The sequence below is a fragment of the Xanthomonas boreopolis genome (assembly GCF_046529185.1).
Classification (GTDB): domain Bacteria; phylum Pseudomonadota; class Gammaproteobacteria; order Xanthomonadales; family Xanthomonadaceae; genus Pseudomonas_S; species Pseudomonas_S boreopolis.
On record NZ_CP097162.1, the window covers coordinates 4,214,839 to 4,236,837 of the forward strand.

The window sequence follows — 21,999 nt, forward strand, 5'->3', positions numbered from 1 at the left end:
CGCTGCTGCAGGCCACCGTCGCCGGCGTCGGTTTCTGGACGCGCGGCCTGCCGGACTGGGCCGCCGCGTGCGCCTTCGCCCGGGGCGAACCCGCACCGGCGGACGCCCCCGCCCGACCCTCGCCGCAGTTGCTGCCGCCGAACGAGCGCCGGCGCGCGCCGGAGACCGTGGCGGTGGCGCTGGAGGTGGCCCTGGCGGCCTGCCAGGCGGCCGGGCGCGATCCGGCCTCGCTGCCGTCGGTGTTCGCTTCCAGCCACGGCGACCTGGCGATCACCGACTACATGGCGGCGACGCTGGCGGCCGAACCGCTGGCGCTGTCGCCGACGCGCTTCCACAACTCGGTGCACAACGCCGCGGCCGGCTACTGGACCATCGGCACCGGCGCGACCCTGCCGGCCACGGCGATCAGCGCCTACCGCGCCAGCTTCGCGCAGGGCCTGCTCGAAGCGCTGGTGCAGCTGCACGCGGGCGCCGACGCGGTGCTGCTGGCCGGCTACGACGGCGGCGGCAGCGGCCCGCTCGGCGAGATGGCGCTCAGCGACGGCCTGCTCGGCGGCGCGCTGGTACTGGCCCGCGACGGCGAAGGCCCGCGCCTGCACGTGCAGTGGCAGGACGGCGAAGCCGACGCCGCGCCCGGCCCGCTCGCCGCGTTCGCGGCGGGCAACATCATGGCGACGATGCTGCCGCTGTTCGACGCGCTGGCGCTGCGGCGGCCGCAGGCACGCCTGCATGCCGGCCCCGGCCGGGTACTGGCCCTGGGCCTGGCATATGACTGAGCCCACGCCCGCCCGCGACACCGTGGCGGTGGTGATCCCCGCCTTCAACGAGGCGCTGCGCATCCGCGAGGTCGTGCAAGGGGCGCTCGCGCAGATGCCCCAGGTGATCGTGGTCGACGACGGCTCCGAGGACGCCACCGTGGCGCAGCTGGAAGGCCTGCCGGTCACGTTGCTGCGGCATCCGCGGCGGCGCGGCAAGGGCGCGGCGCTGCGCAGCGGATTCGCCGAGGCGATGCGGCGCGGCTGCGCGGGCGTGCTGACCATGGACGGCGACGGCCAGCACGATCCGGCCGACCTGCCGCGGCTGCTGCAGGCGGCGATCCGGCATCCGCGCTGCATCGTGATCGGCGCGCGCCTGCGCCAACGCGCCCAGCAACCGCGCCACCGCCGCATGGCCAACGCCTTCGGCGACTGGGGCATCGGCTGGGCCTGCGGGTTCCGCATCGCCGACAGCCAGAGCGGCCAGCGCTACTATCCGGCCGACGTGTGCCGGCTCGGCGACATCCCGGGCGAGGACTTCGTGTTCGAAGCGCAGTTGCTGATCTCGGCCGCGCGCGAGCTCGGCCTGGGCGTGGTGTCGGTGCCGATCGAGACCCGCTATGGGCAGGCCGCGGCCAAGGCGCAGTTCCGCCGCAGCCACTTCCGTCCCCTGCGCGACCTGTACCGCATCACCTCGCACGTGGTCGGGCAGGTGATCGCCTATGGCCACGTCGGCGCCCGCTACCGGCTCACCCGCGACACGCCGGCCCGCATCGACGATCTCGGCGAAGAGCGGCCGGACATCGGGATCCAGGCCAAGGAGCATCGCGGCTGAGGTTCGCCGCGATTGCGATGCCGGCAAGGCCGCGGGACCGAAGTCCCTCCCGCAGCGGGGGGAGCCTCCGCAGGCACGCTCCCGCCAAGGCGCCTCATCCCATCCCGCCGTTGACCCCGATCACCTGGCCGTTGACGTATCCGGCCAGGTCGGAGCACAGGAAGCCCACCAGCGCCGCCACTTCCTCCGGCCGGCCGGCCCGGCCCGCCGGCACCATCTGCTTGATCGCCTCCGGCGCGAACGCCTGCGCCGCCATCGCGCCCTCGATCACCCCGGGCGCGACCACGTTGACCGTGACGCCGCGGCTGGCCATCTCGCGCGCCAGCGATTTCGACGCGCCGTGCAACGCGGCCTTGGCCGCCGCGTAGTTGGTCTGCCCGCGATTGCCCAGCACCGCTGCCACGCTGGAAACGCTGACGATGCGCCCCCAGCGCGTGCGCACCATCGGCAGCAACAGCGGCTGGGTGACATGGAAGAAGCCGTGCAGCGACACGTCGATCACCCGCTTCCACTGCGCCTCGCCCATGCCCGCCATCGGCGCGTCGTCGTGGATGCCGGCGTTGTTGACGACCACCTGGACCGGCCCGCCCTGCAGCAGCGCCTCGATCGCCGCGGCGCTGGCGGCCGCGTCGGCCACGTCGAACGCCACCGCGTGCGCGCGACCGCCAGCGGCCGCGATCTCCCCGGCCAGGGCCTGCGCGCGGGCGAGATTGCCGTTGGCATGCACGATCACCTCCAGGCCGTCGGCGGCGAGCCGGCGGCAGATCGCGCCGCCGATGTCGCCGCTGCCGCCCGTGACGAGCGCGCGCCGGATCGTCTGGTTCATCGTGGGTTCTCCGGTTGCAGGATCACCGCCGCGCGCCCCTCGGCGAGCAGCCGTCCTTCGTGGTAAATGCGGAACAGGTATTGCTGGCCGTCCTCGCTGGCGACGAGTTGCTCGGCCTCGCCGAGCAACTCGCCTTCGAGGTCGTCGATGCGGGAGGCATGCAGTTCCACGCCGCGCAGCGACACCAGCATGCCCGGGCGCGGCGCGCGGCCGTGTTCCTGCCCCAGCAGGCCGCCGTGCACCGCCATCGCCTGCGCGCCGTACTCGCACAGGTGCACCGCCGAGAGCCGCCCGGCGCGCCGCAGCGGGTGCGCGCGGTCGCGGTGGTTGCGCGCGGCCAGCACGATGCGCCGCGCGTCCCACGCGCGCACCTCGTCCCACAGGCACATCGCGCCGGCATGCGGCACCAGCGCCAGGATGCGATCACGCCCGAGCATCTTCGATCTCCTTGGCCGGATGCCGCGACACCAGCAGCGCCAGCACGAAATTGCCGACCACGCCCAGCGCGACGGTGGTGCCGATCGCGCGCAGCACGGGGATCGACGACCATCCCAACAGCGCGAACACCACCAGCGTCATCACGCTGCACACGACCAGCCCGTGCAGCGTGCGCAGCTGGTCGGCGCGGCCGTCGCCGGCGTGCTCGAAGAACAGGCCGTAGTCCAGCCCGAGCCCGGCGCCGAGGATCAGCCCGATCAGGTGGAACAGGTTCAGCTCCACCCCGGCGGTGCGCAACACCGCCAGCGTGAGCAGCGTGGTCAGCGCCATCGGCAGCAGCACCCGCGCCACCCGGCGCGGCGAGCGCAGCGCGATCCACACCGTCGCCACCAGCAACAGCGCGGCGACGCCGAGCGCGAGCAGCAACCGCACGCGGTAGGCGGCCACCAGCGATTCGGAGGCCTGCTTCAGGTCGATGAGTTCGGCGCCATGCCGCGCGGCCAGCGCCGCCAGCGCCGCCGGATCGGACAGCGTGCCCAGCGACACCAGCGCGGTGGCGTGGTCGCCCGAGCGCAGCAGCAGGCCGTCGATCACGCTCGCCAACGGCGTCCGCGCGAAGTCCTGCGCGCGCAGCGGCGGCGCGGTACGGGCGCGCTCGATGTCGGCCAGGAAATCCTCGAACGCATCGGCGCGGAAGGGCGAGTCGGCCACCGCCTGCGCGAGCGCCGCGCGCAGCATGTCCGGCGCCGGCAACGCCGCCTGGCGCGCCCGTTGCGTGGCCGCGCTCGGCAGGTAGCGCGCGGCCATGTCGTAGCCGCCGAGCCGGCCGGCGGCCACTTCCCGGTCCAGCCACGGCCGCAGGCGCTCGGAGGCGGCCAATGCGCGTTCGGCGTCCGCACCGCGCAGGGCCAGCACGTAGCGCACGTCGGGCGCGCCCAGTTCGCCGCGCAGTCGTTCGTCGCGCAGCAGGTCGGCGCGATCGACCGGGGTCAGCCTGGACAGGTCGTTCTCCCAGAACGGCTGCGGCGCGCGCCATGCCAGCGCCATCGCGACGAGCGCCAGCGCCAGCAACGACCAGCGCGGGCGCGGCAGCCGTTCGATCCGCGTCCACAACCGCGACAACCGCGCCGAATCGGCGAGGTCGCGGCGCGCCGGGTCGACCAGCGCCGGCAGCAGGAACCGCGTCGCCAGCGCGGCGGCGGCCAGCGCGGCGATCGTGAACACCGCCAGCTGGCGCAGGCCGTCCACGCCGGAGAACAGGAAGGTCAGGTAGGCGATGCACGTGGACGCCACGCCGGTGCCCAGCGTCGGCCACAACTGGCGCACGTTGCTCCACGCCGATTGCCCGGGGCGCTGGTGGCTGAGGAAATGCACCGGATAGTCCTGCACCACGCCGATCAACGTGAAGCCGAACGCGATGGTGATGCCGTGCACGCCGTCGAACAGCGCCGCCACCGCGGCCAGCCCGGCCAGTCCCGCGCTGGCCAGCGGCAGGAAGCCGAGCAACGGCGCCTTCCAGCTGCGATAGGCGAGCAGCAGCAGCAGGATCATGCCGACCGTATCGAGCGTGCCGATCGTGCCGGCCTCGCTGCTGGTGCGCTCGCTGATCTTCACCGCGAACGCGCCCGGGCCGGTCATCTCCAGGCGGCTGCCGGTCCCGGCCGAGATCCCGGCGAACGCCTGCCGGATCGCCTGCACCGCCTCGGCCTGCCCGCTCGGATCGAACCCGGGCGCACGCGTCTGCACCAGCAGCAAGGCCTGGCGGCCGGCGCGGTCGAACCACACCCCATCGACCTGCTGCGGCTGCCGTGCCGGCTGCAGCGCCTGCGCGACCTTGAGCGTCTGCAGGGTCGGGTCGCGCCCGAGCAACGGCTCGACCAAGTCGCCCGCCGGCGATGCCAGGTCCTGCACGCGCGCCTGCAAGGCCTCGCGCAATGCGGCGGCGGAGAAATCGCCCGGCTGCGGCGCCGGCGCCAGCAGGTAGCGATAGGCCAGCAGCGCCTCGGGGACCGCATCCAGCCCGGGCGTTTCGCCGTTGGACACCCCGACGAACAGCAGCTGCGCCTGCAGCGCGGTACGCAGCGCACGCGACTGCCCGGCCAGTACGTCGGGCGAAGCGCCGGACAGCGCCAACAGCAACAGGCGCGAACCCGGGCCTTCGCCGAGCTCGTCGATCAACAGCTTCTGCGCCGGCGTACGCGCCTCGGGCATGAACTTGCGCAGATCGCCCGACAGCGTCAGCCGCGTACCGAGCCACCACCCGAGCACGCCAAGCAGCACAAGCCACAGCAACGCCAGCGAGGTGCGCTGCAACGAAGTCAGGCCGGATCGCATGGTGCCACCGCTGTTGCTCGTGATTTTGCCCCGGATCGGGCAACGCCTCCTCGCGCGGCGGCGCGCCAACCTCCGTGGCCTGCGAATGCCACTGAGGCGCGGGCCCCTCCGAAGCGGCGGAGGCGATGGGAAAAACCCGAAGGGCGATGTGCATGGGCTCGCCGGAAAAAGGCGAAGCACCGCTTCGCCCCGGCGGGCGGGCATTCGCCGCGCGGCGAATGCCCCGGACTCGGCCGCGTAGCGGGCAAGTCGCGTCGAAAAATCCCGCCGGCTTCGCGGACCCGCAGCAAAGCTGCGGGCGCACAGGCGGGGTGTGCTTTCTTTTGGTTACTTTTCTTTACGCGGCACATCCCTGTGCCGCGCCCTTCGGGCGGCTTCGCCGTGCGGCGCTGCTCCTGCAGCGCGCGTGCACAAGCAAAGAAAAGTGGCTCTCCAAAGGCGAAAGCTTTTGCCTTTCTCGACAAAGGCCCCAACAGCAACGTCCATGGATTCCCGCTTTCGCGGGAATGACGATAGAGAGATGGCGTTGGTCGGACACGGAATGGGAAAGACACTGGGTCCCCGCCTGCGCGGGGACGACGGTAGAAAGACAACGTGGATCGGGTAGAGGGCGGAAAAGTCGCTGGATTCCCGCTTTCGCGGGAATGACGATAGAGAGATGGCGTTGGTCGGATACGGAATGGGAAAGACACTGGGTCCCCGCCTGCGCGGGGACGACGGTAGAAAGATAACGTGGATCGGGTAGAGGGCGGAAAAGTCGCTGGATTCCCACTTTCGCGGGAATGACGATAGAGAGATGGCGTTGGTCGGATACGGAATGGGAAAGGCACTGAGTCCCCGCCTGCGCCGGGACGACGGTAGAAAGACAACGTGGGTCGGGTAGAGGGCGGAAAAGTCGCTGGATTCCCGCTTTCGCGGGAATGACGATAGAGAGATGGCGTTGGTCGGATACGGAATGGGAAAGGCACTGGGTCCCCGCCTGCGCGGGGACGACGGTAGTAAAGACCATGAGGCTTCGTCCGTATCCCCATCCGCCCCTTCGAGGCACCTCGCTCCACACCCTGCCCCAAAGGGAGAAGGGAAAAGGCACTGCGTCCCCGCCCGCACGCCAGCAAGGCTTCCAGTCCCGCCGCCACTCAGCCATCACTCCCGCACAACGCCCGCAATGCCCCCGCATCCAGCGACGGCGGCGCCGCCAGCGCAGCGCCGCCCAGCAAGGTGCGCTGCACCTCGCCGCGCGCCGGCGTGGTCTCGATGCAACGCAATTCGTTGCCGGCCCCGTGCAGCGCCACCTGGCGCACGCGCCTGGCGAGCGCGGCGTCCTGCGGTTGCAGCGTCAGCGTCCATCCATGTGTCCCGCCCGTCGCCTGCACCCGGTACTCGCGCTGCAACGCATCCGCGTCGCCGGCCAGCAACGCGCTGAAGCTGGCCTGCAATCCCGCCAGCTCCGGCACCCGCGCCAGGTCGAAGCGCTGCGCCGGCTTTCCGTCGCGCTCGATCGTGGCCTGGCCGCCCCGGATCGTGGTGGTCTCGTGGTAGGGCGCGCGCACCTCGCGCACCAGCGTGTCGGCATCGGGCCGGCGGTACTCGCCGCTCACCCGCAGCGGCTGCTTGAGCAACGCCGAGCCGCGCAGTTCGACGAACGCGGTCGCGCTCGGCGCGGGCCGCGCGAGCGCATGCACGATCGCGCTCGCGTCGGCGCCGTCAGCCGCTGCGGCGGGCAGCGGTGCGGCGGCGCAGATCAGCATCGGCGTGAACAGGCGGCGCATCGGTCGAACCATCGTCTTGCCAATAGTCGTAGAAGTTGAACCAGTTGAACGGCGCATCGAGCGCGCGCGCCTGCAGCACGCCCGCATAGCGGCGCATCACTTCGGCCAGGCGCTCGGCGCGGCGCTCGCGCGGCAGCGACAGGGCGTCGCAGAACGGCTCGAACGAGAGCTCGTAGCGATTGCCGCCGCGGTACACGCCGAACGCCAGCATCACCGGCACGCCGAGCGTGGCGGCGATCAGCCAGGGCGTGGTCGGCAGCGGCGCGGCCTTGCCGAGGAACGGCAGCCACAGCGCCGGCTCGCCGGGCTGGGCGCGATCGGCCAGCATCGCCACCAGCGCGCCCTCGTCGACCGTCTGCTTGATCGCCAGCGCCACGCTGGCGCCGTCCTGCCCGGCGTCGATGATGCCGGCGGCCAGCGCGGGATCGAGCGCGTCCAGGGCCTGGCTGATCGCGGGGTTGTGCTTGCGATCGAGCACGACGCGCAAGGCGATGTCGCCGCGCAGGCGCTTGAGCACGCGCAACGCGTCGAAGCTGCCCAGGTGCGAGCCGACCAGCAGCACGCCGCGGCCGCGCGCAAGCGCGTCCAGCAGCGTCTCGGCGCCGCGCACGTCGATGTCGAACAGGTCGGTCCGCCCGCCGAGCAGGAACACGCGGTCCAGGATCGTCGAGGCGAAGGTGTGGATGTGGCGCGCCACGTCGGCCAGCGTCGCCGGCCGTCCCAGCGCGCGCGCCAGATAGGCGCGCGAGGCGGCACGCTCCGGCCCCCGCACCAGCAGGAAGTAGGCGGTGATCGGATACAGCAGCAGGCGCGTGGCGCGCCGTCCGCAGCGCCGCGCGATCGCGACGATCAGGCCGATCGCGAAACGGCCGCCGCCTTCCGGGCGCTGCTTCCAGTCGCCGCTCATGCCTGCGCCTGCACGCGCACGCTGCCGCTGGCGAGCACGCGCTCGCCGTGGCGCACCGCGAATCGCCACTGCGGCCCCTCGCCCTGCAGCTCGATCGTGGCTTCCTGCTCCGGCAGCAGCGGCTGCACGAACTTCACCTGCGCCAGTTGCAGCGCCGCCGGCGCATGGCCGAGCCGGTCGGCGACCAGCGCCACCACTTCGTCGAGGATCACCACGCCGGGCACGACCGGATTGCCCGGAAAATGCCCGGGCAGGCAGGGATGGTCGGAAGGCACGCGGAATCGCATCGCGGCCGCTCAGCGCAACAGCTCGCGCCAGAACGCCGGGCCCAGCTGCACCAGCTGGCGCACGAACTGGACCGGCGTGCGGTACGGATGTTCCTCGACGCGGCGCTGGCGCACCGCGTATTCCACCGCGGCGAAGCCGCCGATCAGGCCCCAGCACGCCAGGTTGGCGAACCACGACCACTGCGCATGGGTGATGGCCCAGCGCGACCGCACGCCCAGGGACCACAGCACGCCGTCGGGCGCGGCGATCAGCGCCAGCGCCAGGTTGATCGCCGCCAGCGTGGCCAGCAGCAGCGCCCAGGCCGCGGTCAGCCGGCGCGTGTAGCGCTCGGTCGCCTCCGGCATCGGCATGCGCGCCTGCTCGTGCAGCGCCCGCACGATCCGCGTGATCAACGGCACCTGCCCGCGCCGCAGCGTGCGCGCGAAGCCCCAGGCCACCACCAGGGTGAACAGCACCGGCGGCGCCAGCAGCGTCATCCAGGCGAAGCGCGAGCCGGCCAGGGCGTACAGGCCGGCCAGCGCCGCCGCCAGCGCGCCCAGCGCCCACAGCCGGCGGTGCAGCAGCGGCCCCAGCAGCATCAGCAGGACCAGGCTGGCCAGCGCCAGCGCCGACCAGCGGCCGTCGTCGCGCAGGCTGGCCAGGTGCGATAGCACCGGATAGGCCAGCAGCAGCAGCATCCGCAGGCCCAGCGCCAGGCCGGTGTCCTCCGGATGCGGCGCTTCAGCGGGTGCGATGCGACTCGACATACGCCGACAGCGTCCTCAACGAGGCGAACACGCGCCGGTTGCCCTCGCTGTCCGAACGCAGCTGGACGCCGTACTGCTTGCCGATCGCCAGGGCCAGTTCCAGCGCATCGATCGAGTCCAGGCCGAGGCCGGTGTTGAACAGCGGTGCTTCGGGATCGATCGAGGCAGGCTCCACGCCTTCCAGGTTCAGGCTTTCCACGAGGAGCTCGGCGAGCGCGCGTTCGGCGTCGTTCTGTTGCGACATTAGGTACTTCCGTAGGGGCAAAGGGCGCAACGATCCGGGATTGCGCGCCCTCAGGCAAGCCGGCCCCCCGACCGTGCCGGGCTATCATGCCCGCTTCGCAATCACTCCGCAGTGAACACATGATGTCCAGCCGCCGTTTTTCCGGGTGGCGTTCGTGAACGGTTCCAACGCTCACGCGCTGTCCGTGGACTACGCCGATCCCGCCGAACTGCCCGCCCTGCTTGCCGATCCTCGCGTCCTGGCGGTGTTCGGCTTCCGCGCCGGTGCCGCGGCGCCCCCCAGCGACGATCCCCGCTACCTGCAGGTCGGCCTGCGGCTTCACGGCCGTGAACGGCTGGAGGTCTGGCGCAGCCCGGGCCCGGTCCGCCGGGGCCGCGACGGCGACCTGGCCTGGGCCGAGGGCGAAGCGCTGGCGTTCGGCGCGCTGCAGGTCGACGAGGCCGCCCACGGCGGCATCGCCGGCGCCGCCGAGTACGCCTACCGGCGCCTGGGCGAGCACCTGAACGGCCATCCCAAGCCGCACCTGCTGCGGATCTGGAACTACCTGGACGCCATCGTCGAAGGCGAGGGGGACGACGAGCGCTACCGGCATTTCTGCGTCGGCCGCGCCCGCGGCATCGGCGCGATCGATACCGGCCGGCTGCCGGCGGCGACCGCGATCGGCCGCACCGACGGGGTGCGCACGCTGCAGGTGTACTGGCTGTCCGCGCGCGAGCCGGGCACGCCGCTGGAGAACCCGCGCCAGGTCAGCGCCTACCACTACCCGCGCCAGTACGGACCGCAATCGCCGAGCTTCGCCCGCGCGATGCTGCCGCCGGCCGGCGCGGCGATGCCGCTGCTGCTGTCCGGCACCGCCAGCGTGGTCGGGCACGAGACGCGCCATGGCGGCCAGTTGCTGGCGCAATTCGGCGAGATCTTCGCCAACTTCGACGCGCTGATCGGCACCGCGCGGACGCGCTCGCCGGCGCTGCCGGAAGCGATCGGCCCCGGCGCCCGGCTCAAGGTCTACGTGACCCGCGCGGAGGACCTGCCGGCGATCGAGCGCGCGCTCGAGGAACGCCTCGGCGATGCGGTGCCGCGGATCCTGCTGAACGCCGTGGTCTGCCGCCGCGACCTGATGGTCGAGATCGACGGCGTGCATGGGTGAACCGGGATCGGGACCCGGACAGAACGTTCAGGGAGAGGACGCTTTTCCGGGCCCCGGCTCCAACAGCGCAAGCACCCGGTCCCGCGGCACCTTGCCGGTCTCGTTGCGCGGCAGGCGCTCGACGAAGCGCAGCCGGCGCGGCAGGAACACCGGGTCCATCGCCTGCCGCAGCGCGGCCAGCAGGCCGGCCTCGTCCAGCGCCGGCGCCACCACGACCGCGGCGATGCGGCGCACGCCGATCTCGTCCGGCGTTTCCAGCTGCACCATCACCCCGTCCTGCACCCCGGGCACCGCCAGCAGGCGGCGGGTGAGATCGCCCAGCGAGGCACGCTTGCCGGCGATGTCGAGCAGGTCGGCCTGCCGGCCCTTGACCTCGAAACGCCCGTCGGCGTGGATCTCCATCAAGTCCGCCAGCGCCACCGGCTGCGGCAGCTGCGGCGCATGCACCAGCGTGCCGTCCGGCTGCGGCGTCAGGCGCACGCCCGGCAGCGGGGTCCATGCGGTCTCCAGCGCGGTCCGGCGGCGCGCGAAGACGCAGGTCTCGGTCGAACCGAACACCTCGCACATCGGCCCGCCGAACCGTTCTTCGGCCTGCCGCGCCAGGTCCTGCGGCAGCGGCGCGGTGGCCGAGACCATCCCGTCCACCGGCGGCATCGCGACCTGCGCGGCCACCAGCGTGCGCAGGTGCACCGGCGTGGTGACCAGCAGCCGCGGGCGCGGCAGCGCCGCAAGGGCGTTCGCCACGTCCTGCGGGAACAGCGGGCGCCCGTTGGCGACGGCGAGGCCGCCCAGCAGCGGCAGGATCACCGACATCTCCATCCCGTACATGTGCTGCGGCGGCACGGTCGCCAGCACCGCCGGCGGCGTGCCGGCCCACAGATGGCGCAGCGCCTGCAGGTTCTGGCCGCATCCGTCGCGGAACTGCGCCCAGGTCTTGGGATACGGCTTGGGCTGGCCGGTGCTGCCGGAGGTGAAGCCGATCACCGCCACCGCACCGGCCGGCACCCGGGGGGGCTCGCCCGCGGCCTGCGGCAACGCGTCCGGCAGGCGGTGGTAGCGCGCCGGCCCGGCCTCCAGCACCTCGTCGCCGAGCGCATAGGCGCCGGCGTGGCGCTGCATCACGTCCTCCACCACCGCCGAGGCGCGCGACGGCGGCAGCAGCGTGGTCTGCCCGCGCAGCGCCACCGCGCACAGCGCGACCAGGAAGCGATAGCGGTCCTCGCACAGGTTGACCGCGTGGCTGCCGGCCGGCAGCCAGGCCGCCACGCCGCGCACATGCGCATGGAACTGCGCCAGGTCGATCGCGGTGGCGCCGTCGTAGACCAGGATCCGGCCGGGATCGCCGCTGCCCAGGGTCAGCGTCGGTGCGGAAGGGCTGGCGCTTTCGAGAACTGCGGACATGGGAACGGAAATCCAGGACGAAATGACCTGCTCGGCATGCCGCCGCCGTTCCCTCCTCCCCCGGGAGAAGGTGCCCCGGAGGGGCGATTGAGGGTACCGGCGGAGCCTCGTGCACCGAGCACCGAGGGTTCCACCCCTACCCTCATTCCAACCCCTTTCCCGGCGGGAGAGGGGCTGTGGCTGCGGCGTCCGAACCTGGGCCGGGACGGGATAACGGCCGCCACAATGGCCGAAGCCCGGCCGCGCTGGCAAGCCGGCCATGACCTGTGGCCCAGCCGGCGGACGCGGGGGGACTGCTAGGCTTGTCCGGTTTTCCTTGCCGCTGCCTGCCATGCCCAGATTCCTGCCCCTGTCCCTGCTGCTGTTCGTCGCCACCGCCTCCGCCCAGGCGCCTTCGGCGCCGCTGACCATCGAACAGACGATGGCCGACCCGGACTGGATCGGGCCGCCGGTCGAGAAGGCGTGGTGGTCGTGGGACGGCCGCCAGGTCGAATACCTGCTCAAGCGCGACGGCAGCCCGGTGCGCGACACCTTCCGCCAGTCCATCGACGGCCGCGGCGCGGCCGCGCGCGTCGGCGACGAGGCGCGCGCCACGCTCGACGCCGACGACCCGGTCTACGACGCCCAGCGCCAGCGCATGCTGTTCGTGCGCAACGGCGACGTCTTCCTGCGCGACCTGCGCAGCGGCGCGCTGACCCAGCTGACCCGCAGCAACGAGGCGGAGTCGCGCCCGCGCTTCGCCAGCGACGGCAGCGTCACCTGGCGCGCCGGCAACGATTGGTACCGCTGGACGCCGGGCGGCGGCACCGCGCAGGTCGCGGTGCTCAAGGCCGCGCGCGACCCCGGTGCCGATCCCAAGCCCGACGTGCTGCGCGAGCAGCAGCTGGCGACGCTGGCGACGCTGCGCAACGACCGCGCCCAGCGCGAGGCGCTCAAGCAGCAGGAGGACGCCTGGCGCAAGGCCGACCCGACCCGCGCGCCGGGCCCGGTCTACCTCGGCGAGGACGTGGAGATCGTCGACAGCGCGCTCTCGCCCGACGGCCGCCACCTGCTGGTCGTCACCCAGGCCAAGGGCGCCGACGAGGGCCAGGCCGGCAAGATGCCCAAGTACGTCACCGAGTCCGGCTACGAGGAGTTCCAGGAAGTGCGCACCCGGGTCGGGCGCAACCCGCCGGTGCCGCAGGCGCTGTGGCTGGTCGACGCGGCCACCGGCAAGGCCAGCAAGCTGGGCTACGACGGCCTGCCGGGCATCGCCACCGACCCGCTGGCCAAGCTGCGCAAGGCCGCCGGCAAGGAGCCGCTCAAGGGCGATCGCGCGGTGCGCGTGGGCGTCGAAGGCTTCGGCGGCGATCCGGCGATCCATTGGAGCGCCGACGGCCGCAACGTCGCCGTGCTGCTGCGCGCGGTGGACAACAAGGACCGCTGGATCGCCACGGTCGACCTCGACAAGGCCACGCTCGCCTCGCGCCACCGCCTGCACGACGACGCCTGGATCAACTGGGAATTCAACGATTTCGGCTGGCTGCCGGACAACCGCACGCTGTGGCTGCTGTCGGAGGAATCCGGCTGGTCGCACCTGTACACGATCGAAGGCAACGGCAAGCCGCGCCAGCGCACCTCCGGCAAGTGGGAAGTCTCCGCCCCGCAGGTGGCGCCCGACGGCCGCGGCTTCTACTTCCTGTGCAACCAGAAATGGCCGGGCGACTACGAAGTCTGCAAGCTCGACCTGGCCAGCAACCAGGTCAGCGAGCTGACCTCGCTGGACGGCGTGGAGGATTTCAGCGTTTCCCCCGACGGCAGCCACCTGCTGGTGCGCTACTCCGGCGCCTACCTGCCGCCGCAACTGGCGGTGCTGCCGGCGAGCGGCGGCCAGGCCACCGTGCTGACCGACACCCGCACGCCGGCCTTCAAGGCGCGGCAGTGGATCCAGCCGCAGTACGTGCAGGTCCCGTCCAAGCACGGCGCCGGCACCATCTGGGGCAAGTACTACGGCCCGGCCCGGCCCGAGCCCGGCAAGCGCTACCCGATCGTGATGTTCGTGCACGGCGCCGGCTACCTGCAGAACGTCTCGGCGCGCTACACCAACTACTTCCGCGAGCAGATGTTCCACAACCTGCTGGTGCAGAAGGGCTACATCGTGCTCGACCTGGACTACCGCGCCTCGGAAGGCTACGGCCGCGCCTGGCGCACCGCGATCTACCGCAACATGGGCCACCCGGAGCTGGAGGACTACCTGGACGGCCTGGACTGGCTGGTGGATACCAAGCAGGGCGACCGCGACCGCGCCGGCATCTACGGCGGCAGCTACGGCGGCTTCATGACCTTCATGGCGATGTTCCGCGCGCCGGGCACGTTCAAGGCCGGCGCCGCGCTGCGCCCGGTCGGCGACTGGATGCAGTACAACCACGAGTACACCTCCAACATCCTCAACACCCCGGACATCGACCCGGAGGCGTACAAGGCGTCCTCGCCGATCAACTACGCCGAGGGCCTGCAGGGGCACCTGCTGATCGCGCACGGCATGATCGACGACAACGTGTTCTTCAAGGACTCGGTCGACATGACCCAGAAGCTGATCGAACTGCGCAAGGACAACTGGGAGATCGCTCCGTACCCGCTGGAACGCCACGGCTTCATCCGCGCCGACTCCTGGCTGGACGAGTACAAGCGCATCCTCAAGCTGTTCGAGGAACAGGTGAAGCCGGCGCCGTGACCGTCGCCGCCGGCATCGGCCCGATCCGCATCGTCGCCGCGCTGATCGGCGACGATGCCGGTCGCGCGCTGCTGGTGCGCAAGCACGGCTCGTCCACCTTCATCCAGCCCGGCGGCAAGCGCGAGCCGGGCGAGGAGGCGCTGGCGACCCTGGCGCGCGAATTGCGCGAGGAACTGGACGTGGGCATCGTGCCCGGCAGCGCGCGCCGCCTGGGCGAGTTCGAGCACGACGCGGTCAACGAGGCCGGCCGGCGCGTGCGCGCCGAGGTGTACTTCGTGCGCATCGACCGCGCGCCGCGCGCGCAGGCCGAGATCGCCGAACTGGCCTGGCTGCCGGCCGCGCCGCCCTGGCCGGTGCCGGTCGCCCCGCTGAGCGCGGTGCACATCCTGCCGCTGCTGGCCGCCGTGCCCTGAAGCGGGTACCTTCCCCGCCTCCTCCACTCCACAAGGACGTCGCGATGGGTTTCCTCAGCCGCCTGTTCCGGCGTGCCCGCCCCGATGCGCCGCCCGCGCCGCCGGCCGCTCCCGACCAGACGGAGGGAGCCATCGATCCCGCGCTGGCCGAAGCCCTGGACGCCTTCCAGGGCGAGCGGCACGAACAGGCGTTCGCCCTGGCCTCGCGGCAACTGCAGGCGGGCGCCGATGCCTACCGGCTGTGCGCCCTGTCGTTGAGTGCGCTGGGACACCATCCGGAGGCGTTCGATTACTGGCTGCAGCTGTTCGAGCGCGAGCCGAGCGCCCACAACGCGCTGCAACTGGCCACGGTGTCGGTGATGTGCGGCGAGCCCGGCCGCGGCGAGGCATGGCTGGCCAAGTTCGACCAGGTCAACGCGCAGACCCGGGAGATGTCCGCGGCGCTGGCGCGCGGCAATTTCATTTCGGCGCTGGAGCAGGCGGGCTACGGGCAGCGCACGCTGCCGCACCTGGAATGGCTGCGCGAAGCCTATGCGTCGCTTTCGATCACCGACTCGCACTTCCTGTACGTGCGCGGGCTGCCGTTCTTCGACACCTTCCTGGAACGCAGCCTGCCGTTGCTGCACGCGCAACTGCCGCCCGCGGCGATCGCACCTTGGTACCGGGCGATCCATGCCCACCTCGATGCCGAGGGCCAGGCCATGCTCGATGCCCACCTGGCCCGGTTGCCCGCCTGAGACCACCCGCCCCGTCTATGCCCACGACCCCCACCCGCAGCAGCTTCGTCACGGTGATGGCCGCGATCTCGCTGGCCCTGGGCGGATTCGGCGTGCTCGGCAACCTGCTGCAACTGCTGCTGGCCTGGACGCTGCCCTCGGCAAGCCTGGCAGCCGGCCTGCTGCCGCCCGGGACACCGGTGCCGGCGCCGCTGCTGTGGCTGGACGCCCACCTGGCCGGCTTGTCGCTGGCCGGCGCACTGCTCTCGGCGGTGCTGGCCTGGGTCTCCTGGGGCCTGCTGCGCCGGCGCGAATGGGCGCGGCAGGGCTTCATCGCCGGCCTGGTGCTGGCGGCCCTGGCCAACTTCGCCGGCCTGCCGCTGGTCGATGCGCTGTTCGACGGCCTGCTGCAAGGCATGGCCGGCCCGGACGCGGACCTGCGCGAACTGCAGGCCATGACCCATGCGCTGCGGCAGATCCTGTTCTGGTCGTGCCTGGCTAGCGCACTGCTGGTCGCGGCGCTGCACGGCTGGATCGCCTGGAAGCTGTGCCGGCCGGAGATCCGCGCCGAGTTCCGGCGCGGCCCCCTGTAGGAGCGGCTTTTTGTGGGAGCGGCTTCAGCCGCGATGGGGTTTTCATGCAGATCCCTCTGCAACAGCCTGCACATCCCTGTGCAGGGGTTCAAAAGGAAAGCCTCTTCGCGGCTGAAGCCGCTCCCACAAAGGCCGCTCCTGCAAGTAACACCCGCCGCTTAGAATCACCGGCATGAACGAATTCGAGCGCGTACGCGACTACCTCACCAACCTGCAGGACCGCATCTGCGCCGCCGTCGAGGCCGCCGACGGCCGGGCCCGCTTCGCCGAGGACCTGTGGCAACGCGCGGAAGGCGGCGGCGGCCGTACCCGCGTGCTGCGCGAGGGGGCGGTGTTCGAGCAGGCCGGGATCGGCTTCTCCGACGTCGCCGGCACGCGCCTGCCGCCCTCGGCGAGCGCGCACCGCCCCGAGCTGGCCGGCGCCAGCTGGCGCGCCTGCGGCGTCTCGCTAGTGTTCCACCCGCGCAATCCCTACCTGCCGACCACCCACGCCAACGTGCGCTACTTCCGTGCCGAGCGCGACGGCGAACCGGTGGCGGCCTGGTTCGGCGGCGGCTTCGACCTGACCCCGTTCTACCCGTTCGACGAGGACGTGCTGCACTGGCACCGCACCGCGCAGGCGTTGTGCGCGCCGTTCGGCGAGGAGCGCTACGCCGCGCACAAGCGCTGGTGCGACGAGTACTTCTTCCTGCGCCACCGCAACGAGACGCGCGGCGTCGGCGGCCTGTTCTTCGACGACCTGCATGGCGACTTCGAGCGCGACTTCGCCTACCTGCGCGCGGTCGGCGACGGCTTCCTCGACGCCTACCTGCCGATCGTCGAGCGCCGCAAAGACATGCCGTACGGCGAGCGCGAGCGCGAGTTCCAGCTGTACCGGCGCGGGCGCTACGTCGAGTTCAACCTGGTCTACGACCGCGGCACGCTGTTCGGCCTGCAGAGCGGCGGGCGCGCCGAGAGCATCCTGATGAGCCTGCCGCCGCGCGTGCGCTGGGAGTACGGCTTCCAACCCGAGCCGGGCAGCGCCGAAGCGCGCTTGGCCGACTACCTGGTGCCGCGCGACTGGCTGGGTTGAGGGCTTCGATCGCCGGCGGTTTCGTCGGTTGATTCCATAAAGGGGTCCGTTTCTTTGTGGGAGGGACTTCAGTCCCGACAGAGGGTCGATAACGCCCGCCGGGACTGAAGTCCCTCCCACAACAGGTGCCGGCGTCCCGACAGAAGGCAGACAAGGCCCGTCGCGGCCGCAGTCCCTTTCACGGAAAGCACAAGGCAACCCCGGTACCGGCCTGCATCCGCCGGGCCTCGCCGGCTCGATCCGGTCACGCCGGCCAACGCCGCCTGAAGACATTCGGGACCGGGAAATCCCGGAAAGGAGCCCGAAAGGTTGCCCGCCTACGGTGGCGTCCACCTTGCACGGCTCCGTGAGTCCCATGTCACCCCAACCCCCCTTGTCCTGGAGCGTCCTGTGCGACTTCGACGGGACCATCGGCCTCCAGGACGTGATCGACACTCTGCTCGACCGCTTCGGCCTGCCCGGCTGGGAAGCGCTGGAGGCGGACTGGCAGGCCGGCCGCATCGGATCGGCCGCCTGCATGCAAGGCCAGGTCGCCCTGCTCGACATGGGCCCCGAGCAGTTCGAACGGCACCTGGACGGCCTCGCGATCGACCCGTATTTCCCGCGCTTCGCCGCCGCCGTCGCCGCGCGCGGCCTGCCGCTGCAGGTCGTCAGCGACGGCCTGGACCAGCCGATCCAGGTCCTGCTCGCCCGTCATGGCCTCCGGCACCTGCCCACCGTCGCCAATCGGCTGAGCCGTGCCGAACGACCGCGCCGCTGGCGCCTGGACTCACCCTACCAGGCGCCCGGCTGCACCGCCGGCACCTGCAAGTGCGCGCAGGTCCGCCAGCATCGCCCGCACGCGCACAGCCGCGTACTGCTGATCGGCGACGGCACTTCCGACTTCTGCGCCGCCGGGCGCGCCGACTACGTGTTCGCCAAGCGCAAGCTGATCGATCACTGCCGCCTGCGCGGCATCGCGCACAGCCCGATCGACGACTTCCAGGACGCGCTCGCTCTGCTGCCGCGCCTGCTCGACGGCCGCCTCACCGATCCCGCACCGCTGCCTGCGCTTGCCCTTGCTCCGCTGCCGGCCTGAGCCGGCCTCATCCACCTTCCGGATACGCGACCCATGAACCTGCTGCACACTCCTGCCCTGACGCTCGACGACGATGCCCAGCTACTGGCCGACGAGGCGCGCTACAGCTCCTTCGGCGACACCGTGCACTACGTCGACCCGCCCAAGGTCTTCCGCCGCTGCGAAGGCAGCTACATGTTCGACAGCGCCGGGGTGCCCTTCCTCGACCTGCAGATGTGGTACTCGGCGTGCAACTTCGGCTACTCCAACCCGCGCCTCAACGACGCGCTGAAGCGCCAGATCGACACGCTGCCGCAGGTCGCCAGCCAGTACCTGCACCCGACCCGCATCCAGCTCGCCAAGACGATCGCGCAGGACGTGGAGCGCAAGTTCGGCGTGGAAGGGCGCGTGCACTTCAACGTCGGCGGCGCGCAGGCGATCGAGGATTCGCTGAAGCTGGTGCGCAACGCGCGCAACGGCAAGAGCCTGATGTTCGCCTTCGAGGGCGGCTACCACGGGCGCACGCTCGGCGCCTCGTCGATCACCTCCAGCTACCGCTACCGCCGCCGTTTCGGCCATTTCGGCGAGCGCGCGATGTTCATTCCGTTCCCGTATCCGTTCCGGCGCCCGAAGGGCATGACGCCTGAAGAATATTCCGATCATTGCGTGAACCAGTTCGCGCGCCTGTTCGAGACCGAATACAACGGCGTATGGGATCCCAAGGTGGGCCAGGCCGAGTACGCCGCGTTCTACGTCGAGCCGATCCAGGGCACCGGCGGCTACGTGGTGCCGCCGCCGAACTTCTTCCGCGATCTGAAGAAGGTGCTCGACAAGTACAACATCCTGATGGTGGTCGACGAGATCCAGATGGGCTTCTGGCGTACCGGCAAGCTGTGGTCGATCGAGCACTTCGGCGTGACCCCGGACGTGCTGGTGTTCGGCAAGGCGCTCACCAACGGCCTCAACCCGCTGTCCGGCCTGTGGGCGCGCGAGGAACTGATCAACCCGACCGTGTTCCCGCCGGGCTCGACCCACTCCACCTTCAACTCCAATCCGCTCGGCACCTCGCTCGGCCTGGAAGTGATCCGGATGGGCTACGAGATGGATTACGAGCGCACAGTGCCGCTGAAGGGCGCTCACTTCCTGGAGGGTCTGAAGGACTTGCAGAAGCGCCATCCGGAGATCGGCGACGTCGATGGCCTCGGCCTGGCACTGCGCGCGGAGATCTGCGAGGCCGACGGCTACACGCCCAACAAGGCGCTGCTCGACCGCATGGTCGACATCGGCCTGGCCGGCGATCTCGCCCACGGCGGCAAGAAGATCGGCCTCGTGCTCGACGTCGGCGGCTGGTACAAGAACGTGATCACGCTGGCTCCGTCGCTGGACATCACCCATGAGGAGATCGACCTGGCGATCGCGCTGCTGGACCAGCTGCTGACCAAGGCCAAGGCCGGCTGACGCGGGTTCCGGGCCGCGCCATGCGCTACTGCACCCAGCTCGAGCCGGAGGCGCTGCTGAGCAGCTTCCTCGCGCATCCGCCGCAGGGCTTCAGGGCCGAGCGACTGGACAGCGGTCTGCCGCTGTTCTGCGCCCGGCTGGACCTGCTGACCACGGCCGACGACGCGCTGCGCGCGCGCGTGGCCGCGTTGCCCGGCTACCGCTGGTGGCGGCGCTGGCTGGAGTGGAACGCCTGCTTCATCGGCTGCACCGTCACCGAGTACGCGCCGCTGCCGCTGGCAGGCCACGTCGAGGCGCTGGCCGACGAGACGCTGGCGCAGGCACGGCGCGCGCCGCTGCTGATCGTCAAGGACCTGCCGTGGGAATCGCCATTGCTGGACGTGCACGGCAACCAGCGCGCCGAGGCGTTCGCGCAGGCGCTGGCCGAGCGCGGCTTCGTGCTGATGCAGGGCATGTCGCTGGCCTGGGTGCCGATCGACTTCGCCGGCGAGGACGAATACCTGGCGCAACTGTCGTCCGGGCGCCGCCGCGACATCCGCCGCAAGCTGCGCGCGCGCGCCCGGCTGCGCGTGGAGTGCCAGCCCACCGGCGCGGCCTGCTTCGACGATCCGGCGCTGTGCCAGCGCTACTACGCGCTGTACCTCAACGTCTACGCGCAGAGCCAGATCCACTTCGACCTGCTCGGCCCGGAGTTCCTGGCCGAACTGCTGCGCGACGGCGGCAGCGGCGGCCGCGTGTTCGCCTACTACCACGGCGAGGCACTGGTCGGCTGGAACCTGTGCTACGAGCACGCCGGGATGCTGGTGGACAAGTACGTCGGCTTCGCCTACCCGCAGGCGCGCGAGCACAACCTCTATGCCGTGAGCTGGATGCACAACCTGGAATACGCGCGCGGCCAGGGGCTCAGCCATTACGTGGCCGGCTGGACCGACCCGGAGATCAAGCGCTACCTCGGCGCGCGCCTCAGCCCGACCCGGCACGCGGTCTACGCGCGCAATCCGCTGCTGCGCCTGCTGTTGCGCCGCAATGCCCATCGCTTCGAGCACGAGGCCGGCGACATGCCGCAGGCCGAGGCGATGGGATGAACGCGCCGCTGATCCTCGACCTGGACGCGTCCACCGGTGCAGTTCCCGAGGCGCGGGTGCTGCCGCTGCGGCACTGGCAGGAAGCGGTCCGCTTCGGCTGCGGCCATGCGACCCTGCACCGCTTCGTCGGGCAGGTCCGGCCGGCGCTGGAACGCGGGCACGGCACCGTGTTCCTGGGCAGCGGCGACTTCCACCACCTGAGCTGGCCCCTGGTACGGTTCGCCGCCGAGCGCAGCGACCGTCCGCTGCAGGTGATCGTGCTCGACAACCATCCGGACAACATGCGCTACCCGTTCGGCATCCATTGCGGCTCGTGGGTACGCCACGCCACCGCGCTGGCGCGGGTCGCGCAGGTCCACGTGGTCGGCATCTGCTCGCCGGACGCCGGCACCGCGCATTGCTGGGAACAGCACCTCGCCCCGCTGCGCGCGGGACGGCTGCACTATTGGTGCCTGGGCGTCGACACGCGCTGGGCGCGCCCGCTCGGCTGCGCCGGTGCGGTCCACAACTTCGACGACGTCCCCAGCCTGCTGGCGGCCTTCGCCGCCCGCCGCGACGCCCGCTTGCCCATCTACCTGTCGATCGACAAGGACGTATTCGCCGAGGACGTGGCCCGCACCAACTGGGACCAGGGCCGCTTCCGGCTCGCCGACGCACAAGCGCTGATCGCCGCCCTGGCCGGACCGATCGTCGGCAGCGACATCACCGGCGAGATATCGCACCACCGCTACCGCAGCCCGTTCAAGCGCCTGCTCTCCTCGCTGGACGGGCAAACGCCCCCCGACCCGGAAACCCTCCCCGCCTGGCAAGCCGGACAACACGCACTCAACCTGGAACTGCTGCGCGCGATCGGAGATCGGTAGGCGCTATTCGCGCCGCACATTGATGGTTTCCCCTGGAAAGCCTCAAAGACACTGGGTCCCCGCCTTCGCGGGGACGACGGTGGGGAGATGCGTGCGAGCGTGATGATTGCGGCTACGGCTGCAATTGCAGCTGTTGCTGTTGCTGTGCTCGTGATCTCGCTTTGGATTGGGTAAGGCCTCCTCGCGCGGCGGCGCGCCAAGCTCCACGACCCACGAACGTCACTGCGGCACGGGCCCCTCCGTAGCGGCGGAGACGGTGGGAAAACCCGAAGGGCGGCGCACAGGGGCTCGCCGGAAAAGGCGAAGCACTGCTTCGCCCCGGCGGGCGGGCATTCGCCG

21 protein-coding genes are annotated in these 21,999 nt (G+C 71.4%); 12 read left to right on the forward strand and 9 right to left on the reverse strand.

The window, feature by feature from the left end; all coding sequences use genetic code 11:
• Positions 1–2: 2 nt before the first annotated feature.
• The gene (locus M3M27_RS18895) at positions 3–776 is read left to right on the forward strand and encodes a beta-ketoacyl synthase chain length factor (RefSeq protein WP_434028051.1); all 774 of its coding nucleotides are present in this window, start codon (positions 3–5) and stop codon (positions 774–776) included.
• On the forward strand, positions 769–1,590 hold the full coding sequence (locus tag M3M27_RS18900; protein ID WP_434026611.1) for a glycosyltransferase family 2 protein: 822 nt from the start codon (positions 769–771) through the stop codon (positions 1,588–1,590). Before M3M27_RS18895 ends, M3M27_RS18900 begins: the two co-directional genes overlap by 8 nt.
• Positions 1,591–1,684: 94 nt before the next feature.
• On the opposite strand, the gene fabG is transcribed toward M3M27_RS18900, so the two are convergent.
• From fabG to M3M27_RS18940, 8 genes are all read right to left on the reverse strand, one after another.
• On the reverse strand, positions 1,685–2,416 hold the full coding sequence (fabG, locus tag M3M27_RS18905; protein ID WP_434026612.1) for a 3-oxoacyl-ACP reductase FabG: 732 nt from the start codon (positions 2,414–2,416) through the stop codon (positions 1,685–1,687).
• Positions 2,413–2,853 (reverse strand): phosphotransferase, encoded by a 441-nt coding sequence (locus M3M27_RS18910; protein WP_434026613.1) that lies wholly within the window; start codon positions 2,851–2,853, stop codon positions 2,413–2,415. Before M3M27_RS18910 ends, fabG begins: the two co-directional genes overlap by 4 nt.
• Entirely contained in the window at positions 2,840–5,188 is a 2,349-nt protein-coding gene (locus M3M27_RS18915) for an MMPL family transporter (protein ID WP_434026614.1), read from the reverse strand. Before M3M27_RS18915 ends, M3M27_RS18910 begins: the two co-directional genes overlap by 14 nt.
• A gap of 1,136 nt (positions 5,189–6,324) precedes the next feature.
• Positions 6,325–6,957: a LolA-related protein gene (locus M3M27_RS18920; protein WP_434026615.1), complete on the reverse strand. Its 633-nt coding sequence runs from the start codon at positions 6,955–6,957 to the stop codon at positions 6,325–6,327.
• Entirely contained in the window at positions 6,893–7,864 is a 972-nt protein-coding gene (locus tag M3M27_RS18925; RefSeq protein WP_434026616.1) for an acyltransferase, read from the reverse strand. Before M3M27_RS18925 ends, M3M27_RS18920 begins: the two co-directional genes overlap by 65 nt.
• On the reverse strand, positions 7,861–8,151 hold the full coding sequence (locus M3M27_RS18930; RefSeq protein ID WP_434026617.1) for a hypothetical protein: 291 nt from the start codon (positions 8,149–8,151) through the stop codon (positions 7,861–7,863). The genes M3M27_RS18925 and M3M27_RS18930 overlap by 4 nt, the downstream gene beginning before the upstream one ends.
• Before the next feature lie 9 nt (positions 8,152–8,160).
• A complete protein-coding gene (locus M3M27_RS18935; RefSeq protein WP_434026618.1) occupies positions 8,161–8,898 on the reverse strand; it encodes a ketosynthase in 738 nt (245 codons plus the stop codon).
• The gene (locus M3M27_RS18940; protein ID WP_140727590.1) at positions 8,873–9,142 is read right to left on the reverse strand and encodes a phosphopantetheine-binding protein; all 270 of its coding nucleotides are present in this window, start codon (positions 9,140–9,142) and stop codon (positions 8,873–8,875) included. The genes M3M27_RS18935 and M3M27_RS18940 overlap by 26 nt, the downstream gene beginning before the upstream one ends.
• Before the next feature lie 154 nt (positions 9,143–9,296).
• Between M3M27_RS18940 and M3M27_RS18945 the strand changes: the two genes are divergently transcribed.
• Positions 9,297–10,289, forward strand: coding sequence for a pteridine-dependent deoxygenase (locus M3M27_RS18945; RefSeq protein WP_434026619.1), 993 nt, complete (start codon positions 9,297–9,299; stop codon positions 10,287–10,289).
• Between the two features lie 27 nt (positions 10,290–10,316).
• Here M3M27_RS18945 and M3M27_RS18950 read toward each other — a convergent pair whose 3' ends face one another.
• Positions 10,317–11,690: a class I adenylate-forming enzyme family protein gene (locus M3M27_RS18950; RefSeq protein WP_434026621.1), complete on the reverse strand. Its 1,374-nt coding sequence runs from the start codon at positions 11,688–11,690 to the stop codon at positions 10,317–10,319.
• A gap of 331 nt (positions 11,691–12,021) precedes the next feature.
• Here M3M27_RS18950 and M3M27_RS18955 point away from each other — a divergent pair, with 331 nt between their 5' ends.
• The 9 genes from M3M27_RS18955 (at position 12,022) to M3M27_RS18995 (ending at position 21,660) form a co-directional block, all read left to right on the forward strand.
• Positions 12,022–14,403, forward strand: a complete 2,382-nt coding sequence (locus M3M27_RS18955) for a prolyl oligopeptidase family serine peptidase (RefSeq protein WP_434026622.1) — start codon at positions 12,022–12,024, stop codon at positions 14,401–14,403.
• Positions 14,400–14,816 (forward strand): NUDIX hydrolase, encoded by a 417-nt coding sequence (locus tag M3M27_RS18960; protein ID WP_434026623.1) that lies wholly within the window; start codon positions 14,400–14,402, stop codon positions 14,814–14,816. The genes M3M27_RS18955 and M3M27_RS18960 overlap by 4 nt, the downstream gene beginning before the upstream one ends.
• Before the next feature lie 44 nt (positions 14,817–14,860).
• Positions 14,861–15,553 carry a hypothetical protein gene (locus M3M27_RS18965; protein WP_434026624.1) on the forward strand — a complete coding sequence of 231 codons (693 nt, stop codon included), beginning with the start codon at positions 14,861–14,863 and terminating at the stop codon, positions 15,551–15,553.
• A 17-nt stretch (positions 15,554–15,570) separates the two neighbouring features.
• Complete coding sequence (locus tag M3M27_RS18970) at positions 15,571–16,125, forward strand: hypothetical protein (protein ID WP_434026625.1); 555 nt, start codon at positions 15,571–15,573, stop codon at positions 16,123–16,125.
• Between the two features lie 172 nt (positions 16,126–16,297).
• The gene (gene hemF, locus M3M27_RS18975; protein ID WP_140727580.1) at positions 16,298–17,197 is read left to right on the forward strand and encodes an oxygen-dependent coproporphyrinogen oxidase; all 900 of its coding nucleotides are present in this window, start codon (positions 16,298–16,300) and stop codon (positions 17,195–17,197) included.
• Positions 17,198–17,570: 373 nt separating this feature from the next.
• The gene (locus M3M27_RS18980; protein ID WP_140727732.1) at positions 17,571–18,275 is read left to right on the forward strand and encodes an HAD-IB family phosphatase; all 705 of its coding nucleotides are present in this window, start codon (positions 17,571–17,573) and stop codon (positions 18,273–18,275) included.
• Between the two features lie 33 nt (positions 18,276–18,308).
• Positions 18,309–19,712: an aspartate aminotransferase family protein gene (locus M3M27_RS18985; protein WP_434026626.1), complete on the forward strand. Its 1,404-nt coding sequence runs from the start codon at positions 18,309–18,311 to the stop codon at positions 19,710–19,712.
• Positions 19,713–19,732: 20 nt separating this feature from the next.
• Positions 19,733–20,797 carry a peptidogalycan biosysnthesis protein gene (locus M3M27_RS18990; protein ID WP_140727576.1) on the forward strand — a complete coding sequence of 355 codons (1,065 nt, stop codon included), beginning with the start codon at positions 19,733–19,735 and terminating at the stop codon, positions 20,795–20,797.
• On the forward strand, positions 20,794–21,660 hold the full coding sequence (locus tag M3M27_RS18995; protein ID WP_434026627.1) for an arginase family protein: 867 nt from the start codon (positions 20,794–20,796) through the stop codon (positions 21,658–21,660). The genes M3M27_RS18990 and M3M27_RS18995 overlap by 4 nt, the downstream gene beginning before the upstream one ends.
• Positions 21,661–21,999 lie beyond the last annotated feature (339 nt).

Excerpts from the sequence above, each read along its gene's own strand:
- M3M27_RS18900 (WP_434026611.1), top strand. The coding sequence starts at position 769 with ATGACTGAGCCCACGCCCGCCCGCGACACCGTGGCGGTGGTGATCCCC.
- fabG (WP_434026612.1), bottom strand. The coding sequence starts at position 2,416 with ATGAACCAGACGATCCGGCGCGCGCTCGTCACGGGCGGCAGCGGCGAC.
- M3M27_RS18910 (WP_434026613.1), bottom strand. The coding sequence starts at position 2,853 with ATGCTCGGGCGTGATCGCATCCTGGCGCTGGTGCCGCATGCCGGCGCG.
- M3M27_RS18915 (WP_434026614.1), bottom strand. The coding sequence starts at position 5,188 with ATGCGATCCGGCCTGACTTCGTTGCAGCGCACCTCGCTGGCGTTGCTG.
- M3M27_RS18920 (WP_434026615.1), bottom strand. The coding sequence starts at position 6,957 with ATGCGCCGCCTGTTCACGCCGATGCTGATCTGCGCCGCCGCACCGCTG.
- M3M27_RS18925 (WP_434026616.1), bottom strand. The coding sequence starts at position 7,864 with ATGAGCGGCGACTGGAAGCAGCGCCCGGAAGGCGGCGGCCGTTTCGCG.
- M3M27_RS18930 (WP_434026617.1), bottom strand. The coding sequence starts at position 8,151 with ATGCGATTCCGCGTGCCTTCCGACCATCCCTGCCTGCCCGGGCATTTT.
- M3M27_RS18935 (WP_434026618.1), bottom strand. The coding sequence starts at position 8,898 with ATGTCGAGTCGCATCGCACCCGCTGAAGCGCCGCATCCGGAGGACACC.
- M3M27_RS18940 (WP_140727590.1), bottom strand. The coding sequence starts at position 9,142 with ATGTCGCAACAGAACGACGCCGAACGCGCGCTCGCCGAGCTCCTCGTG.
- M3M27_RS18950 (WP_434026621.1), bottom strand. The coding sequence starts at position 11,690 with ATGTCCGCAGTTCTCGAAAGCGCCAGCCCTTCCGCACCGACGCTGACC.
- M3M27_RS18955 (WP_434026622.1), top strand. The coding sequence starts at position 12,022 with ATGCCCAGATTCCTGCCCCTGTCCCTGCTGCTGTTCGTCGCCACCGCC.
- M3M27_RS18965 (WP_434026624.1), top strand. The coding sequence starts at position 14,861 with ATGGGTTTCCTCAGCCGCCTGTTCCGGCGTGCCCGCCCCGATGCGCCG.
- M3M27_RS18970 (WP_434026625.1), top strand. The coding sequence starts at position 15,571 with ATGCCCACGACCCCCACCCGCAGCAGCTTCGTCACGGTGATGGCCGCG.
- hemF (WP_140727580.1), top strand. The coding sequence starts at position 16,298 with ATGAACGAATTCGAGCGCGTACGCGACTACCTCACCAACCTGCAGGAC.
- M3M27_RS18985 (WP_434026626.1), top strand. The coding sequence starts at position 18,309 with ATGAACCTGCTGCACACTCCTGCCCTGACGCTCGACGACGATGCCCAG.
- M3M27_RS18990 (WP_140727576.1), top strand. The coding sequence starts at position 19,733 with ATGCGCTACTGCACCCAGCTCGAGCCGGAGGCGCTGCTGAGCAGCTTC.
- M3M27_RS18995 (WP_434026627.1), top strand. The coding sequence starts at position 20,794 with ATGAACGCGCCGCTGATCCTCGACCTGGACGCGTCCACCGGTGCAGTT.